The organism is Acidimangrovimonas pyrenivorans, assembly GCF_042643245.1.
Taxonomy (GTDB): Bacteria; Pseudomonadota; Alphaproteobacteria; order Rhodobacterales; family Rhodobacteraceae; genus Acidimangrovimonas; species Acidimangrovimonas pyrenivorans.
The window spans coordinates 147,113-162,773 of record NZ_JBHRSK010000004.1 but is presented as its reverse complement, the minus strand read 5'-3'; the positions used below and the strand labels follow the sequence as shown (position 1 = coordinate 162,773).

Sequence of the window (15,661 nt, the reverse complement as noted above, 5' to 3'; positions counted from 1 at the left end):
CCCGCTCGATCTGCGCCCGGGCCGTCCCAGCGACGACCCGGGCATCTCTACGAGCACAACGAGGACAAGATGGCGCAAGCGACAGGCCAGAAAATCTTTGCCCCCTGGGAAGACGCGAACGAAAAGCCGCTGATCCAGTTCAAGGGCGTGACCAAGCGGTTCGGCACCTATACCGCGATCGACAATCTCAATCTCGACATCTACCGGCGAGAGTTCTTCGCCCTGCTCGGCCCCTCGGGCTGCGGCAAGACCACGCTGATGCGGATGCTGGCCGGCTTCGAGGACGCGACCGAGGGCACGATCCTGCTCGACGGCAAGGATATCGGCGCGGTGCCGCCGAACAAACGCTCGGTGAACATGATGTTCCAGTCCTACGCGCTGTTCCCGCACCTGTCGGTCTGGGACAACATCGCCTTCGGACTGCGGCGCGAGAAGAAGCCCAAGGACGAGATCGCGGCCCGGGTCGAGGAGATGCTGACCCTGACCCGGCTCGGCCGCTTCGCCAAGCGCAAGCCGCACCAGCTGTCGGGCGGCCAGCGCCAGCGCGTCGCCCTCGCCCGTTCCCTCGCCAAGTCGCCCAAGCTCTTGCTGCTCGACGAACCGCTCGGCGCGCTCGACAAGAAGCTGCGCGAGGACACCCAGTTCGAGCTGATGGACATCCAGGAGAAGACCGGGACGACCTTCGTCATCGTCACCCACGACCAGGAAGAAGCGATGACCGTCGCCAGCCGGATCGGGGTGATGAACGAGGGCCAGCTGGTCCAGACCTCGACGCCCGACCGCATCTACGAGACCCCGAACAGCCGCTATGTCGCAGACTTCATCGGCGCGGTGAACATCCTCGAGGGCCGCGCCACGCCGCGCCCCGACGCCAGCGAGGACGAGGCCGCCTACGACATCGCCTGGGCCGAGGGCTACGAGCCGATCCATGCCCGCCGGACCAACGGCGCCGCGGCCGAGAAGATCGCCCCCGGCAGCCAGGTCTATTTCGCCATCCGGCCCGAGAAGATCACGCTGAGCGAGGAACGCCCGGCCGACGCCGCCAACGCCTTCCAGGGCAAGGTGCTCGACATCGGCTATCTCGGCAGCCTCTCGACCTACCACGTCGAGCTGCCCAACGGCACGGTGATCAAGGCGCAGACCGCCAACTCGCGCCGCGTCGCCCGACGCAGCTTCACCTGGGAAGACACCGTCTGGCTGTCCTGGACCGCCACCGCCGGCGTCCTCCTGACGAGCTGAGGGGGATGCCATGAACTTCCGCCGCGCCCTCGTCATCGCCGTTCCCTACCTGTGGCTGATCGCGCTCTTCCTGATCCCCTTCATCATCGTGGTGAAGATCTCGTTTTCCGAGATCGCGCTGGCGATCCCGCCCTATACCCCGACGCTCGACATCACCGCCGGCTGGGCAGGGATCAAGCACTTCTTCGAGGGCCTGACCCTCGACAGCTTCAAGCTGCTGACCGAGGACGATCTCTACTGGCGCGCCTATGTCTCGAGCCTGCGGATCGCCCTGCTGGCGACGGCGGGCACGCTGCTGATCGGCTATCCCATCGCCTATGGCATGGCGCGGGCGCCGCAGGAATGGCGGCCGACGCTGCTGATGCTGGTGATCCTGCCGTTCTGGACCAGCTTCCTGATCCGGATCTACGCCTGGATGGGCATCCTCAGCCGCGACGGGCTGCTCAACAACTTCCTCGAATGGATCGGCGTCATCGACCATCCGCTGACCATCCTCAACACCAATATCGCGGTCTTCATCGGCATCATCTACGCCTACCTGCCCTTCATGATCCTGCCGATCTACTCGACGATCGAGAAGATGGACGTCTCGCTGCTGGAATCGGCCGAGGACCTGGGCTGCTCGCGCCTGTCCGCCTTCTGGCTGATCACGCTGCCGCTGTCACGGCCCGGCATCATCGCCGGCTGCTTCCTGGTCTTCATCCCGGCGCTCGGCGAATTCGTCATCCCGTCGCTGCTGGGCGGCTCGCGCACGCTGATGATCGGCAAGGTGCTGTGGGACGAGTTCTTCGCCAATCGCGACTGGCCGACGGCCTCGGCCGTGGCGGTGGTGCTGCTGGCGATCCTGATCATCCCGATCATCCTGTTCCAGCGCAACGAGCAGGCGCAGCGGGAGGCCGAGCAATGAGACATCGCTTCAGCTGGTTCAACGGCTCCGCGCTGGCGCTCGGCTTCGCCTTCCTCTACCTGCCGATCGTCATCCTGGTGATCTACAGCTTCAACGAATCCAAGCTGGTGACGGTCTGGGCCGGCTTCTCGACCAAGTGGTATGTCGAGCTGTTCCACGACACCGCCTTCCTCGATGCCGCCTGGGTGACGCTGCGGGTCGCCTTCTCGACGGCGATCCTGTCCACCGTGCTGGGCACGATGGCGGCGATGGCGCTGGTGCGCTACGGCCGCTTCCGGGGCCGGACGCTGTTCTCGGGCATGATCTACGCGCCGCTGGTGATGCCCGACGTCATCATCGGCCTGTCGCTCCTGCTGCTGTTCATCGCCATCGGCCTCGACCGCGGCATCCTGACCATCGTCCTGGCCCATACCACCTTCTGCATGTGTTATGTCGCAGTGGTGATCTCGGCCCGGCTGACCAGCTTCGACCGCTCGCTGGAGGAGGCGGCGCTCGACCTCGGCTGTTCGCCCTTCAGCGCCTTCTTCCTCGTCACCCTGCCGAACATCGCCCCGGCGGTGATCTCGGGCGGGCTGCTGGCCTTCACCCTGTCGCTCGACGACCTGGTGATCGCCTCCTTCACCACCGGCCCGTCCTCGACCACGCTGCCGATCAAGATCTTCAGCGCCGTGCGGCTGGGCGTCAATCCCGAGATCAACGCGCTGTCGACGATCATGATCGCGATCGTCACCGTCGCCGTGGTCACCGCCTCGCTGATGTCGCGGCGCCAGGTGTCGCGGCGGCTGCGCGAGGAAGCGGCGGCGACCCAGTAAGGCGGGCGGCGGCGGTTCCCCTGCCCCGCCCCCGCCGGCCCGCACCGATCAAGGCGGGCCGCGCGAAACCAGACCGCCCCCGACCGGGGCAAAGCCCGAAAGGCAAACCATGTCAGACTGGACCGAGAAACTGCCGCAAGCCGCCCGCGATTACGTCGCCGGGCGGCGGCTGGACGAGGTCGAATGCATCATCTCCGACATCGCCGGGGTGGCGCGCGGCAAGGCCATGCCGGCCTCGAAATTCGCCAAGCAATCGTCGTTCTTCCTGCCCAACTCGATCTACCTCCAGACCATCACCGGCGAATGGGCCGAGAACCCCGTCGGCAATTTCACCGAGCCCGACATGGTGCTGGTGCCCGATTTCTCGACCGCCACCGCCGCGCCCTGGACCGCCGACTGGACGCTGCAGATCATCCACGACGCCCAGGACCAGGCCGGCAACCCGGTGCCCTACGCCCCGCGCAACGTGCTGCGCCGGGTGGTCGAGCTCTATGCCGCCGAGGGCTGGGCCCCGATCGTCGCGCCCGAGATGGAGTTCTTCCTCGTCGCCCGCAACACCGACCCGAACCAGCCGATCATCCCGCCGATGGGCCGCTCGGGCCGCCGCGCCGCCGCCAAGCAGGCCTATTCGATGTCCGCCGTCGACGAATACGGCAAGGTGATCGACGACATCTACGATTTCGCCGAACTCCAGGGCTTCGAGATCGACGGCATCCTGCAGGAGGGCGGCGCCGGCCAGATCGAGATCAACCTCAACCACGGCGATCCGATCAAGCTGGCCGACGAGATCTTCTATTTCAAGCGGCTGATCCGCGAAGCGGCGATGCGCCATGACTGCTTCGCCACCTTCATGGCCAAGCCGATCGAGGGCGAGCCGGGCAGCGCCATGCATATCCACCACTCGGTGGTCGACAGCGTGACCGGCAAGAACATCTTCGCGGATGCCGAGGGCGGCGAGACCCCGGCCTTCATGCATTTCATCGCCGGGATGCAGAACCACCTGCCGGCGGTGATCGCGCTGCTGGCACCTTACGTCAACAGCTACCGCCGCTACGTCCCCGACTTCGCCGCGCCGATCAACCTCGAATGGGGCCGCGACAACCGCACCACCGGGCTGCGGGTGCCGATCTCGGGCCCCGAGGCGCGGCGGCTCGAGAACCGGCTGGCCGGAATGGACTGCAACCCCTATCTCGGCATCGCCGCCTCGCTCGCCTGCGGCTATCTCGGGCTCAAGGACGGCAAGATGCCGCCGCGGCCGGAATGCGTCGGCGACGCCTACATGTCGGCCGACGAACTGCCGACCAACCTTGGCGACGCGCTGGACACCATGGCCGAGAGCGCGCCGATGCGCGAGGTGCTGGGGCCCGATTTCTGCGCCGTCTACGAGGCGGTGAAACGCAACGAATACAAAGAGTTCCTTCAGGTCATCAGCCCCTGGGAACGCGAACATCTGCTGTTGAACGTATGAATCTCCTGCACAGCAACGACCGACGCGGCGAATATCCCGGCAGCTACTATGCCGCCACCGCCACCCCGCTCGCCCCCTTCCCCGCGCTGGCGGGCGAGGTTCGGGCGGATGTTTGCGTCGTCGGCGGCGGCTTCACCGGCCTGTCGGCGGCGCTGCACCTGGCCGAGCGCGGCTATGACGTGGTGCTGCTCGAGGCCCATCGCATGGGCTTCGGCGCCTCGGGGCGCAATGGCGGCCAGGTCGGCTCGGGCCAGCGGCTCGAGCAGGACACGCTGGAAAAGATGGTCGGCCTCGACGATGCCCGCCGGCTGTGGCAGATGGGCGAGGACGCCAAGGCGCTGGTGCGCGAGCTGATCGACAGCCACGACATGGCGTGCAAATACCATTCCGGCATCGCCCATGGCTGCTGGCGCGCGCGCGAGGTCGGCCACACCCACGCCTATGCCGAGAAGATGGCGCGCGATTACGGCTACGACCAGATCGAGCCGCTCGACCGCGCCGGCATCCGGGCGCTGATCGGTTCCGAGGCCTATCAGGGCGGCGATCTCGACCATGGCGCCGGCCATGTCCACCCGCTCAACTTCGCCATCGGCCTTGCCGCGGCGGCGGCGAAAGCGGGGGCGAAACTGCACGAGCTGAGCGAAGTGACGCGGATCGAGGACGGCACCAGGCCGGTGATCCACACCGCCGAGGGCCGGGTGGTGGCCGATCACGTCATCCTCGCCGCCAACGGCTATCTCGGCGGGCTGGAGCCGAAGGTCGCCGCCCGGGTGATGCCGATCAACAACTTCGTCATCGCCACCGAGCCGCTGGGCGACCGCGCGCAGGAAATCCTGTCGCAGAACGTCGCCGCGCATGACACCAAGTTCGTGGTCAATTACTGGCGCCTGTCCGAGGATGGCCGGCTGCTCTTCGGCGGCGGCGAGAGCTATGGCTACCGCTTCCCCGACATCGTCAGGACGGTGCGCAAGCCGATGCTGCAGGTCTATCCCCAGCTCGCCGACGCCCGGATCGACTATGCCTGGGGCGGGACGCTGGCGATCACCATGAACCGGATGCCCTGTTTCATCCGGCCGCGGCCCAACGTGCTGTCGGCCTCGGGCTATTCCGGCCACGGCGTCGCGCTGGCGACGCTGGCGGGCAAGGTGATGGCCGCGGCGATCGCCGGCCAGTCGGAACGATTCGACCTGATGGCGCGGCTGCCGATGCCCGCCTTCCCCGGCGGCCCGGCCCTGCGCACGCCGCTCTTGGTGCTGGCGATGACCTGGTTCGCCCTGCGCGACCGGCTGGGGTTCTAGGCGGCCGGTCAGCGCCTGCCCGTCGCGCGCAGCAAGCTGCGCCGCCGATCGTCGACATGCCTTTGGCGGCACGGGCTGACACGCCGGCGACACCTCTGCATTGGCCGGTTCAACGGAACGACCCGGTTCCCCGCCCCGGCACGACGGCGCGGAGCGCCTTGTTTCCGGGCCGGGGGGCAGGCCAAGGAGGGCAGGCCAAAGCCCGCTATGGGTTCGAAGCCGGCCAGCGCGCGTTTGTGACATCGGCAAAGAAAAACCCCGGGGAGTCGCCTCCCCGGGATCCGTGTCAGTCGGGAACGTCGGCTCAGATTTTGCCGGCGTTGTCCATCTGCATCATGAAGGTGTCGTAGTTGTACTCCGACAGCTGGGTCCACAGGAACGAGTCGCGCATGAAGGCGACCTGGCTGTCGCGGATCTTCTTGAACGACGCGTTCTTGGCCGAGATGTCCGAGTAGATCGACTGCGACGCATCGTAGGCCGCCGACAGGATCTCGACCGAGAACGGGCGCAGCTTGGTGCCCTTGGCCACCAGACGCTTCAGCGCCGGCGGGTTCTTCCAGTCGTAGCTGGCCATCATGTTGCCGTTGGCCGCCTCGCAGGCGGTCTTCAGCACGGCCTTGTAGCCGTCGGGCAGCTTGTTCCAGGCGTCCAGGTTGAACATCGACGACAGCGTCGGGCCACCTTCCCAGAAACCCGGGTAGTAGTAGTAGGGCGCGACCTTGTAGAAGCCGAGCTTCTCGTCGTCATAGGGGCCGACCCATTCGCAGGCGTCGAGCGTGCCCTTTTCCAGCGCCGGGTAGATGTCGCCGCCGGCGATCTGCTGCGGCACGGCGCCGATGGCTTCCATGACCTTGCCGCCGAAGCCCCCGATCCGCATCTTCAGGCCCTTGACGTCGGCCAGCGAGTTGATCTCCTTGCGGTACCAGCCGCCCATCTGGGCGCCGGTGTTGCCGCACGGATAGGCCTGCAGGCCCTGGGCGTTGAAGAACTCGTTGGTCAGGTCGATGCCGTTGCCGTAGTAGTACCAGGCATTCATCTGACGGTAGTTCAGGCTGAACGGCACCGCGGTGGCCAGGGCCCAGGTCGGGTCCTTGCCCCAGTAGTAGTACGAGGCGGTGTGGCAAGCCTCGACGGTGCCGGCGGCGGCCGCGTCAGCCGCCTGCAGGCCGCCGACGATCTCGCCCGCGGCGAAGACCTGGATCTTGAAATTGCCATCGGTCATGGCTTCGACGTATTTCGCCATCGTTTCCGCGGCACCGTAGATGGTGTCGAGCGATTTCGGGAACGACGAGGTCATACGCCAGTTGATCTTCGGCATCGACTGAGCGACCGCGGGCGCGGCCAGCGTGGCGGCACCGGCGGCGCCCACGCCACCGACGGCGGCCTTCTTCAGAAATGAACGACGATCCATTGGGTTCCTCCCCTGAGTTTAGCTTTGGCCAGACGGCCCAAGGACTTGCTGCCCGGGCTTCGACTGATGGCCCGCACTTTACACACCCCTTTTCGCCTGTCCAGCACGGCACGACAATTACATACTTTTGCGCCCCGAAACCACGTATTTCCCCGAGGTCGGCCGCCGCCCGCCGGCCCCGACGGCGCAAAGCAAAACGGCAGTTGCCCCTCACAGGGCATCGCCCGCGGCCCGCTCCGGTCACATCCCCGGTTTCGCGATCCCGGTTTCGCGATCCCGGCTTCGCAGCGGCCGGCTTCGGAAAGGACCGCCGCGGAAGCCGCTGTCGCAGCCGCAAAATAGGTCAGCATTTTTTACGCTTCTTGCGTCATTTCCGCCACCTCACGCAAGATTCGGCAAGCGAACCCGCCCGGTGCGACATATTCGTTATCGACAAGCGGCGTTTTCGCGGTTGACGGCCTCTGGCCGGCCCCCTAGTCTCCGCCGCGCAGCAGCGAAAGGACTCGGGGAATGAACGTCATTCTCGTACTTGTGGGAACGTGGTGCATGGGCCGGTAACGGACACCTGAATATCCCCCCATGCGCCCCCGCTTCAAAACCGGGGGCTTTTTGTTGCGAAGATGAGCGATTGCCGAAGAGCCGCGCGGTGCGGCGGATGGAGAAGACGATGACGAAGGCGATGACCGGCGCGAGGATGGTTGTTCAGGCTCTGAAGGACCAGGGGGTCGAGGTGGTGTTCGGCTACCCCGGCGGCGCCGTACTCCCGATCTATGACGAGATCTTCCAGCAGAACGAGATCCGCCACGTCCTCGTCCGCCACGAGCAGGGCGCGGTGCACATGGCCGAGGGCTATGCCCGCTCGACCGGCAAGCCCGGCGTGGTCATCGTCACCTCGGGCCCGGGCGCGACCAACGCCGTCACCGGCATCACCGACGCGCTGATGGATTCGATCCCGGTCATCGTGCTGTCGGGCCAGGTGCCGACCTTCCTGATCGGCAACGACGCCTTCCAGGAGGCCGACACGGTCGGCATCACCCGGCCCTGCACCAAGCACAACTGGCTGGTCAAGGATCCCAACAAGCTGTCCGAGACCATCCACCAGGCCTTCCATGTCGCCACCAAGGGCCGCCCCGGCCCGGTGCTGGTCGACATTCCCAAGGACGTGCAGTTCGCCACCGGCGCCTATACCCCGCCGCAGAAGGCGCAGACCGACCACTACCAGCCCAGGGTCAAGGGCGACACCGAGGCGATCACCGCGCTGGTCGAGTTGATGGAGACCGCCGAGCGGCCGATCTTCTACACCGGCGGCGGCGTCATCAACTCGGGCCCCGCCGCCAGCCAGTTGCTGCGCGAGCTGGTCGAGGCCACCGGCTTTCCGATCACCTCGACCCTGATGGGGCTGGGCGCCTACCCGGCCTCGGGCGACAAGTGGCTGGGCATGCTGGGGATGCACGGGCTCTACGAGGCCAACCTAGCGATGCATGATTGCGACCTGATGATCAATATCGGGGCGCGGTTCGACGACCGGATCACCGGCCGCGTCGCCGATTTCAGCCCGCGGTCGCGCAAGGCCCATGTCGATATCGACGCCTCGTCGATCAACAAGACGATCCATGTCGACATCCCGATCGTCGGCGACGTCGCCCATGTGCTCGAGGACATGCTGCGGATCTGGAAGGCGCGCGGCCGCAAGGTGAACAAGGACGGCCTGGCGAAATGGTGGAGCCGGATCGGCGAGTGGAAGAAGGTCAACTGCCTCGCCTATCGCGGCTCGGAAACGCTGATCAAGCCGCAATACGCGCTGCAGCGGCTGGAAGCCCTGACCAAGGGCCGCGACCGCTACATCACCACCGAGGTCGGCCAGCACCAGATGTGGGCGGCCCAGTTCCTCGGCTTCGAGGAGCCGAACCGCTGGATGACCTCGGGCGGGCTGGGCACGATGGGCTACGGGTTGCCGGCCTCGATCGGGGTGCAGGTGGCGCATCCCGAGGCGCTGGTGATCAACGTCGCGGGCGAGGCCTCGTGGCTGATGAACATGCAGGAGATGGGCACGGCGATGCAGTTCCGCGCCCCGGTCAAGCAGTTCATCCTCAACAACGAGCGGCTGGGCATGGTCCGGCAGTGGCAGGAACTGCTGCATGGCGAGCGCTACAGCCATTCCTGGAGCGAGAGCCTGCCCGATTTCGTCAAGCTGGCCGAGGCCTTCGGCTGCAAGGGCATCCAGTGCAAGGACCCCAAGGACCTGGACGACGCGATCATGGAGATGATCGAGTATGACGGTCCGGTGATCTTCGATTGCCTGGTCGAGAAGCACGAGAACTGCTTCCCGATGATCCCCTCGGGCAAGCCGCATAACGAGATGCTGCTGGGCGAGGCCGAGACCCAGGGGGTGATCTCGGGCCAGGGCGCGGCGCTGGTTTAAGACCGAGGCCGGGGCCCGCCCCCGGCCCTTTCGGGACAATTTGTGAAGATGAAGGGCAGAAGATGTCGGCACTGAACATCAAGAAGGGCGCGAGCAGCCATTCCGCCTATGACCTGCGCGATCCCAATGCCGAGGTGATCGAGGTCCATACCCTGGCCGTGGTGGTCGATAACGAGGCCGGGGTCCTGGCCCGCGTCATCGGGCTGTTCTCGGGCCGGGGCTACAATATCGAGAGCCTGACCGTGGCCGAGGTCGACCACAAGGGCCATCGCAGCCGGATCACCATCGTCACCAGCGGCACGCCGCAGGTGATCGAGCAGATCAAGGCCCAGCTTGCCCGCATGGTGCCGGTGCACGAGGTCCACGACCTGACGGTCGAGGGCCCGGCGGTGCAGCGCGAACTGGCGCTGTTCAAGGTCTGTGGCAAGGGCGACCAGCGGGTCGAGGCGCTGCGGCTGGCCGACATCTTCCGCGCCTCGGTGGTGGATTCGACGCTGGAGAGCTTCGTCTTCGAGATCACCGGCACCGCCGACAAGATCGACGCCTTCGCCGACCTGATGCGGCCGCTCGGCCTGAAGGAGATCGCCCGCACCGGCGTCGCGGCGCTGTCGCGCGGCTGCTAGGCGCGGCCCCGGCCTCCGGCAGGGCGCCGCGCCTTCCCGGCCTCAGCTGGCCACGGCCAGTTGCAGGGCCGGCCGCGGCCCCTTGGCCGTCGCCGCGAGGCGCGGCCGGCGGCCAGGCGCCGAGGAAACCACGGCCAGATGGGCCCCGGGGCGCATCTCCGGGCGCGTCTCGGAGGCCGGAACCGGGGCCGTGACCGGCGCCGGGACGGCGGCATGGCCGGCCTCTTCCGACGCTTGCGGCACCGCAGCGCGCAGGATGGCGGCGGCGTCGGGGATGGCGCCGCGCAGCAGCACCCGCACCGCGCTGGCCTGGTAACCGCCCGCGCCTGCCGACAGCTCGCAGGCGATCAGGTCGCCCTCTTCCGGAAAGGCCGCACCGGCCACGAAACACGCCTCGCCCCGCGCCTGGACCAGATCCGCATGATCCTCGCACCAGATAATCGCCCGCCAGGTCTCAGGGCAGCTCCAAAGCACGATACCGTTCATCACCGTTCTCCTTCTCGCCGCTCAAGCACTTCGCTTGTCGAAAAGGCTAGCGCCGGGGGAGACGGCTGCCGAGGTCGCATTTCGGCTGATGCGCCACGATTTTGTGTCACGCGGCACCGCAGGGAATTGCGAAAAGCGTCAGGGTGACGTTAATTAGCGTCAGGCGCGATTCCGGCCACAACCTTGCCGCGAAAACGGAAAGAGAGATGAGCGTATCAAGAAAGCGGGCCTCGTCGACACCCGCCGACCTGCGGTCGGTCTTCGGCACCAACCTGCGCCGACTCGCCGCGGCCGAGGAATCGGTCACCGCGCTTTGCGCCAAGCTGGGAATCAACCGCACCCAGTTCAACCGCTACCTCGCCGGCGAGACCTTCCCGCGCCCCGACGTGCTCGACCGCATCTGCCGCTACTTCGATGTCGACGCCCGCATCCTGCTCGAACCGCTCGAAGTGCAGCGCCCCGGCCCGGCCGAGATGATCGCCGGGGTCGCCGCCGATCTGGTGCTGTCGAAGAACGATTTCGGCATCGATCACGAGCGGCTGCCGGACGGGCTCTACCGGTTCTGGCGCAATTCCTTCAATTTCCCCGACAAGGTGATCTCGGACATGTGCCGGGTCTACACCCAGGATGGGGTCAAGCTGTTCAAGGGCTACGAGCTGCCCAACCCGATGCTGAGCCAGGCGGCGCGCCAGACCCCGGCGGAATCGGTCTATTACGGCGTCTTCCTGCAGCATGACGACGGGGTATCGCTCTATTGCGCGACCCATGCGGCGCGGATGATGTCGATCGGTTTCTTCGAATACAGCCTCGGCGGCCGGCCCGATTTCCTCGGCGGGATCTCGTTCCTGACCCGGCGGCGGCTGATCGGGATGCGGCGGCTGTCCTTCAGCATCCTCGAGCGGCTGCCGCCGGGCCTGCCCGCCGGCATCGCCGCAGCACGGGAATGCGGGCTGCGCGACATGGACAAGGTGCCGGTCAAGATCCGCGACCTGCTGGCGACGGTGCCGGCCTCGATCTGAGGCGGGCCGCGGCCGGAAACGGCGGCCTCCTGGCGGCGGCTCCGCTTGGCGAGACATGAGCGGGGCGAGACGTGAGCGGGGCGGGCGCCTGCCCGTGGGATGGCGCTCCCGACTGTCGAGCTTCGCGGTTTGTGGCAGCCACGCCCCTCCGCAATACGAGCGTCGCGCACGGACGGCAGACCGCGGCCGCTCGATCCCGCCAGTCGGGCGTCTATCCAGCCCGCCGGCGGCAGCCCGGTCAGCTGGTGCCGAAGCCGAAGCGCCGCACGATCTTGCGGCCCTCGGCGCCGGCGAGGAAGGCGAGGAAATCCTGCGCCGCCGGGTTGCCCCGGCCCTGCTTGAGCAGCGCGGCCACCTGGCGGATCGGGGCATAGTCGTCCGCGGGCACGGGATAGGCGGTGCCGCCCGCCCCCTTGTGCGGCCCGCGCAGCTCGGCCGCCGGGACCAGCGCCGCCCCGGCCTTGCCGCTCTGCGCCAGGTCGAAGGCCGCGCCCGGCGTCGGCGCGCGGCGCAGCCGGAAATGCAGCTTGCGCCACAGCCCCATTGCCTCGAGCGTTTCGCGCGCGGCGGCGCCGTAGGGGCTGGTCCTGGGATCGGTGACCGCGACGCGGCCCATCCCCCGTGCGCTCAGCGCCTCGATCGCGCCGTTGTCGAAGGCGCCGGGGCGCGGGCTCCACAGCACCAGCTTGCCGGTGGCATAGGTGAAGCGGCTGCCCGGCACCACCAGCCCGGCGGCCTCGAGCCCCTCCGGCGTCCGCGCATCGGCCGAAAGCAGCACGTCATAGGGCGCGCCCTTGAGGATCTGGCGGCGCAGCTCGGCGGTCGGTGCCGCCACCACAGTCACCGTCTCGCCCGTCGTCTTGGCGAAGGCAGCGGCGATGGCGCGGGCGCAGGGCGCGAAATCCGCCGCCACCGCCACCCTGGCCGCGGCGGCCGCCGGCTGTTGCGCCTGCGGCTGCATTTGCGGCTGCTGAGCCGCCTGCCCCGGCATCGCGGCCAGCACGGCCAGCACAATTCCGATCAGCCCGCATCCTGCTCTGCGCATCTCACCCTCCCGGCGCCACCGCGCCACAGTCCTGTTCGTGAAGAAGTGTCGTCCCGCCGCCGTTCAGCCCGATCCGCCGTCCCCGGCCGCGTCGCCCTCTGCCGGCCGCAACAACCCGCGCAAGGCGGCGATCTGCTCGGCTCCGGCGCGTGCCGCCTCGGCCTCGAAACCGCGGAAGGCGGCCAACACCGTTTCGCCGGTCTCGGTCAGCTGCGCGCCGCCGCCCTGGGCGCCGCCGCGCGTGCTTTCGACGACCGGACTGCGGAAGGCGGCATTCATCTCCTCGACCAGCAGCCAGGCGCGCTTGTAGCTCATCCGCATGCGCCGGCCGGCGGCCGAGATCGAGCCGGTGTCGCGGATCAGTTCCAGCAGGTCGGCCTTGCCCGGCCCGAGCACGAGGTCGGAGCCGAAGACCAGCCGCAGCCGCAGCCGCGGCGCCTCCGGGTCGGCGGCCGCTGCGGTCGCCGTGTCGGCCTGCCCGGTCTCGGCCTGCCCGGTCTCGGCCTGCCTTGCGTCGGGCCGGTCCGGGGAAGTCTCTGAAGATGTCTCTGGCGCATCCTGGCTCATGGCGCCAGAATCCCGTCCTTCGCCGCGGTTTGCAAGCGGAATGCGGCCTTCCGGGCGGCGGCCGCTTTCAACGCTCGGTGAGCGCCGCGGCAGCGGAGCGCCCGTCAGGCCTTCTGCGACAGCGGCTTTTCCTCGTCCGCGTCATGGCTCCGGGCCGCGGCCATCATGCGCCGGTTGTAGCGGATCGAGGACCACAGCGAGAGCCCGATCAGCGCCGCCCCCAGCGCCCCGGTCACCAGTTCGGAGATATGGATCAGCGTCTGGGCATACATGATCACCGACAGCGCCAGGATCGAGTAGAACGCGCCGTGCTCGAGATAGCGGAACTGGGCCAGGGTCTTGCGCTCGACCAGCATCAGCGTCAGCGAGCGGACATACATCGCGCCGATGCCGAGACCGATGGCGATCAGGAACAGGTTCTGGGTCAGGGCGAAGGCGCCGATGACGCCGTCGAAGCTGAACGAGGCGTCCAGCACCTCGAGATAGAGAAAGGCGCCGAGCCCGCCGGCGCGGGCGATGTCGCGCGCCGCGTCGCCGGCATCCAGCACGTGGCCCAGCAGCTCGACCGCGGTGAAGGTCAGCAGCCCGAACAGCGCCGCGAACAGGAATTCGCGCGCCGCCGGCCCCGGCAGGGCCGAGGCGAAGCCCAGCATCAGCACCAGCACGAAGGCAATCTCCAGCCCGCGCACGCTGGCGCATTGGCGCAGCCGGCATTCGAGGGTGCAGAACCAGTCGACCTCCTTGTGCTCGTCGACGAAATAGCTCAGCCCGACCATCATCAGGAAGGTGCCGCCGAAGGCCGCGATCGACAGGTGGGCATGGCCGATGATGTCGGCATAGGTCTCGGGATCGGTGGCGGCCAGCTTGATCGCCGCCAGCGGGCCGATATGGGCGGCGACGGCCACGATGGCGAGCGGAAAGACGATCCGCATCCCGAAAACGGCGATGACGATGCCCCAGGTCAGGAAACGACGCTGCCAGACCGGCGTCATGTCCTTGAGCTTGTTGGCATTGACGATGGCGTTGTCGAAGGACAGCGAGATTTCCAGCACCGCCAGCACCGCGCCGATGATCAGCGCCGACATCGCGCCGGACAGGGTGCCGGTGAAGCGCCAGCCGAGCCAGAACGCCAGGACAAGCCCGGCCGCCGTGGCCACGAAGGCCCAGCGGAAATGCTGCATTGCTGCTCTCATCCTGCGTCCCCTTCCCCGCCGCGCGTCCCAATGGCGGGGTTTCGTTCTAGATAGGGATGCGCGGCCGGTGGCACAACCCGGGGGCCGCGGGCCCGCCCGCCGCCGTCCTGACACCCGCCGCCGTCCCGACACCCGCCGCCGCCCCGACACCTGCCGCCGCCCCGACGCTTGCCGCATCCCCGCGCCTGCCGCATGATCGCGCCAGCGACAGGAGGCCGACATGCTCGACGCGACCGCCCGCGGCGTCTTCACCATCGCCGCCACCCCGTTCCTGCCCGATGGCGGGCTCGATCTCGACAGCGTCGGGCGGATGGTCGAGTTCTACCTCGCCCGCGGCGCCACCGGGCTGACCCTGCTCGGCGTCATGGGCGAGGCGCCCAAGCTGACGCAGGCGGAAAGCCTCGCCGTGATCCGCCGCGCCGCCGAGGCGGTGGCGGGGCGCGTGCCGATCGTCGCCGGCGTCTCCTCGCCCGGCTTCGCCGCGATGGCCGAGCTGGCGCGCGGCGCGGTCGAGGCCGGCGCCGCCGGGGTCATGGTCGCGCCGCCGGCCAGCCTGCGCGCCGACGCCCAGATCTTCGATTACTACGCCCAGGTGGCGCAGGTGCTGGGCGACACGCCCTTCGTGCTGCAGGATTTCCCGCTGGTCACCGGGGTGACGATCCCGGTCCCGGTGCTGCTGAAGATCTTCGCCGAGATCCCGAGCTGCGTCATGCTCAAGCACGAGGACTGGCCCGGGCTCGACAAGATCGCCGCCCTGCGCCGGGCCGAGGCCGGAGGCGCCCGCCGGATCTCGATCCTGTGCGGCAATGGCGGCCAGTTCCTGCCCGAGGAGCTGGGCCGCGGCGCCGACGGGGCGATGACCGGCTTCGCCTTCCCCGAGATGATGGCGGGCGTCACCGCCGCCGATGCCGCCGGCGACCCGGACCGTGCCCGCGACCTCTTCGACGCCTACCTGCCGCTGATCCGCTACGAAGCCCAGCCCGGCCTCGGCCTGGCGATCCGCAAGCATATCCTGGCCCTGCGCGGCGCCATCGCCCATCCGACCCTGCGCCGGCCCGGTCCCGCGCTCAGCCCCGACACGCTCGCCGAGATCGCCACCCTGATCGACCGCCAGCAGGCCCGGCTGGACAGCCTCGGCACCTGACGGTTCCGGCCCTTTTCGGACAGAAAG

General features: G+C 68.1%; 14 protein-coding genes. 9 read left to right on the top strand and 5 right to left on the bottom strand.

Features of this window, described 5'->3' with window-relative positions; genetic code table 11:
• Positions 1-69: 69 nt before the first annotated feature.
• The 5 genes from ACFOES_RS03740 to ACFOES_RS03720 all read left to right on the top strand — a co-directional run bounded on the left by ACFOES_RS03740 (position 70) and on the right by ACFOES_RS03720 (position 5,724).
• A complete protein-coding gene (locus ACFOES_RS03740; RefSeq protein WP_377831834.1) occupies positions 70-1,239 on the top strand; it encodes an ABC transporter ATP-binding protein in 1,170 nt (389 codons plus the stop codon).
• A gap of 10 nt (positions 1,240-1,249) precedes the next feature.
• Entirely contained in the window at positions 1,250-2,146 is an 897-nt protein-coding gene (locus ACFOES_RS03735; protein ID WP_377831833.1) for an ABC transporter permease subunit, read from the top strand.
• On the top strand, positions 2,143-2,958 hold the full coding sequence (locus ACFOES_RS03730; RefSeq protein WP_377831832.1) for an ABC transporter permease: 816 nt from the start codon (positions 2,143-2,145) through the stop codon (positions 2,956-2,958). The genes ACFOES_RS03735 and ACFOES_RS03730 overlap by 4 nt, the downstream gene beginning before the upstream one ends.
• A 109-nt stretch (positions 2,959-3,067) precedes the next feature.
• Entirely contained in the window at positions 3,068-4,426 is a 1,359-nt protein-coding gene (locus ACFOES_RS03725) for a glutamine synthetase family protein (protein WP_377831831.1), read from the top strand.
• Positions 4,423-5,724, top strand: coding sequence for an NAD(P)/FAD-dependent oxidoreductase (locus tag ACFOES_RS03720; RefSeq protein WP_377831830.1), 1,302 nt, complete (start codon positions 4,423-4,425; stop codon positions 5,722-5,724). Before ACFOES_RS03725 ends, ACFOES_RS03720 begins: the two co-directional genes overlap by 4 nt.
• A gap of 304 nt (positions 5,725-6,028) precedes the next feature.
• Here the strand turns inward: ACFOES_RS03720 and ACFOES_RS03715 are convergent, their stop codons facing one another.
• Positions 6,029-7,135 carry a TRAP transporter substrate-binding protein gene (locus tag ACFOES_RS03715; RefSeq protein ID WP_377831829.1) on the bottom strand — a complete coding sequence of 369 codons (1,107 nt, stop codon included), beginning with the start codon at positions 7,133-7,135 and terminating at the stop codon, positions 6,029-6,031.
• 655 nt (positions 7,136-7,790) lie between these two features.
• Between ACFOES_RS03715 and ACFOES_RS03710 the strand changes: the two genes are divergently transcribed.
• Positions 7,791-9,557: an acetolactate synthase 3 large subunit gene (locus ACFOES_RS03710; protein ID WP_377831828.1), complete on the top strand. Its 1,767-nt coding sequence runs from the start codon at positions 7,791-7,793 to the stop codon at positions 9,555-9,557.
• A gap of 62 nt (positions 9,558-9,619) precedes the next feature.
• A complete protein-coding gene (ilvN, locus tag ACFOES_RS03705; RefSeq protein ID WP_377831827.1) occupies positions 9,620-10,180 on the top strand; it encodes an acetolactate synthase small subunit in 561 nt (186 codons plus the stop codon).
• A gap of 42 nt (positions 10,181-10,222) precedes the next feature.
• Here ilvN and ACFOES_RS03700 read toward each other — a convergent pair whose 3' ends face one another.
• Positions 10,223-10,666 carry a hypothetical protein gene (locus ACFOES_RS03700; protein ID WP_377831825.1) on the bottom strand — a complete coding sequence of 148 codons (444 nt, stop codon included), beginning with the start codon at positions 10,664-10,666 and terminating at the stop codon, positions 10,223-10,225.
• Between the two features lie 206 nt (positions 10,667-10,872).
• On the opposite strand from ACFOES_RS03700, the gene ACFOES_RS03695 reads away from it, so the two are divergent.
• Positions 10,873-11,685 carry a helix-turn-helix domain-containing protein gene (locus ACFOES_RS03695; protein WP_377831824.1) on the top strand — a complete coding sequence of 271 codons (813 nt, stop codon included), beginning with the start codon at positions 10,873-10,875 and terminating at the stop codon, positions 11,683-11,685.
• A 238-nt stretch (positions 11,686-11,923) separates the two neighbouring features.
• Here ACFOES_RS03695 and modA read toward each other — a convergent pair whose 3' ends face one another.
• The 3 genes from modA to ACFOES_RS03680 form a co-directional block, all read right to left on the bottom strand.
• Complete coding sequence (gene modA / locus ACFOES_RS03690) at positions 11,924-12,730, bottom strand: molybdate ABC transporter substrate-binding protein (protein ID WP_377831823.1); 807 nt, start codon at positions 12,728-12,730, stop codon at positions 11,924-11,926.
• 63 nt (positions 12,731-12,793) lie between these two features.
• A complete protein-coding gene (locus tag ACFOES_RS03685) occupies positions 12,794-13,297 on the bottom strand; it encodes a winged helix-turn-helix domain-containing protein (RefSeq protein ID WP_377831822.1) in 504 nt (167 codons plus the stop codon).
• A gap of 104 nt (positions 13,298-13,401) precedes the next feature.
• Complete coding sequence (locus tag ACFOES_RS03680; protein ID WP_377831821.1) at positions 13,402-14,490, bottom strand: DUF475 domain-containing protein; 1,089 nt, start codon at positions 14,488-14,490, stop codon at positions 13,402-13,404.
• A gap of 220 nt (positions 14,491-14,710) precedes the next feature.
• On the opposite strand from ACFOES_RS03680, the gene ACFOES_RS03675 reads away from it, so the two are divergent.
• Complete coding sequence (locus tag ACFOES_RS03675) at positions 14,711-15,634, top strand: dihydrodipicolinate synthase family protein (RefSeq protein ID WP_377831820.1); 924 nt, start codon at positions 14,711-14,713, stop codon at positions 15,632-15,634.
• Positions 15,635-15,661: the final 27 nt, after the last annotated feature.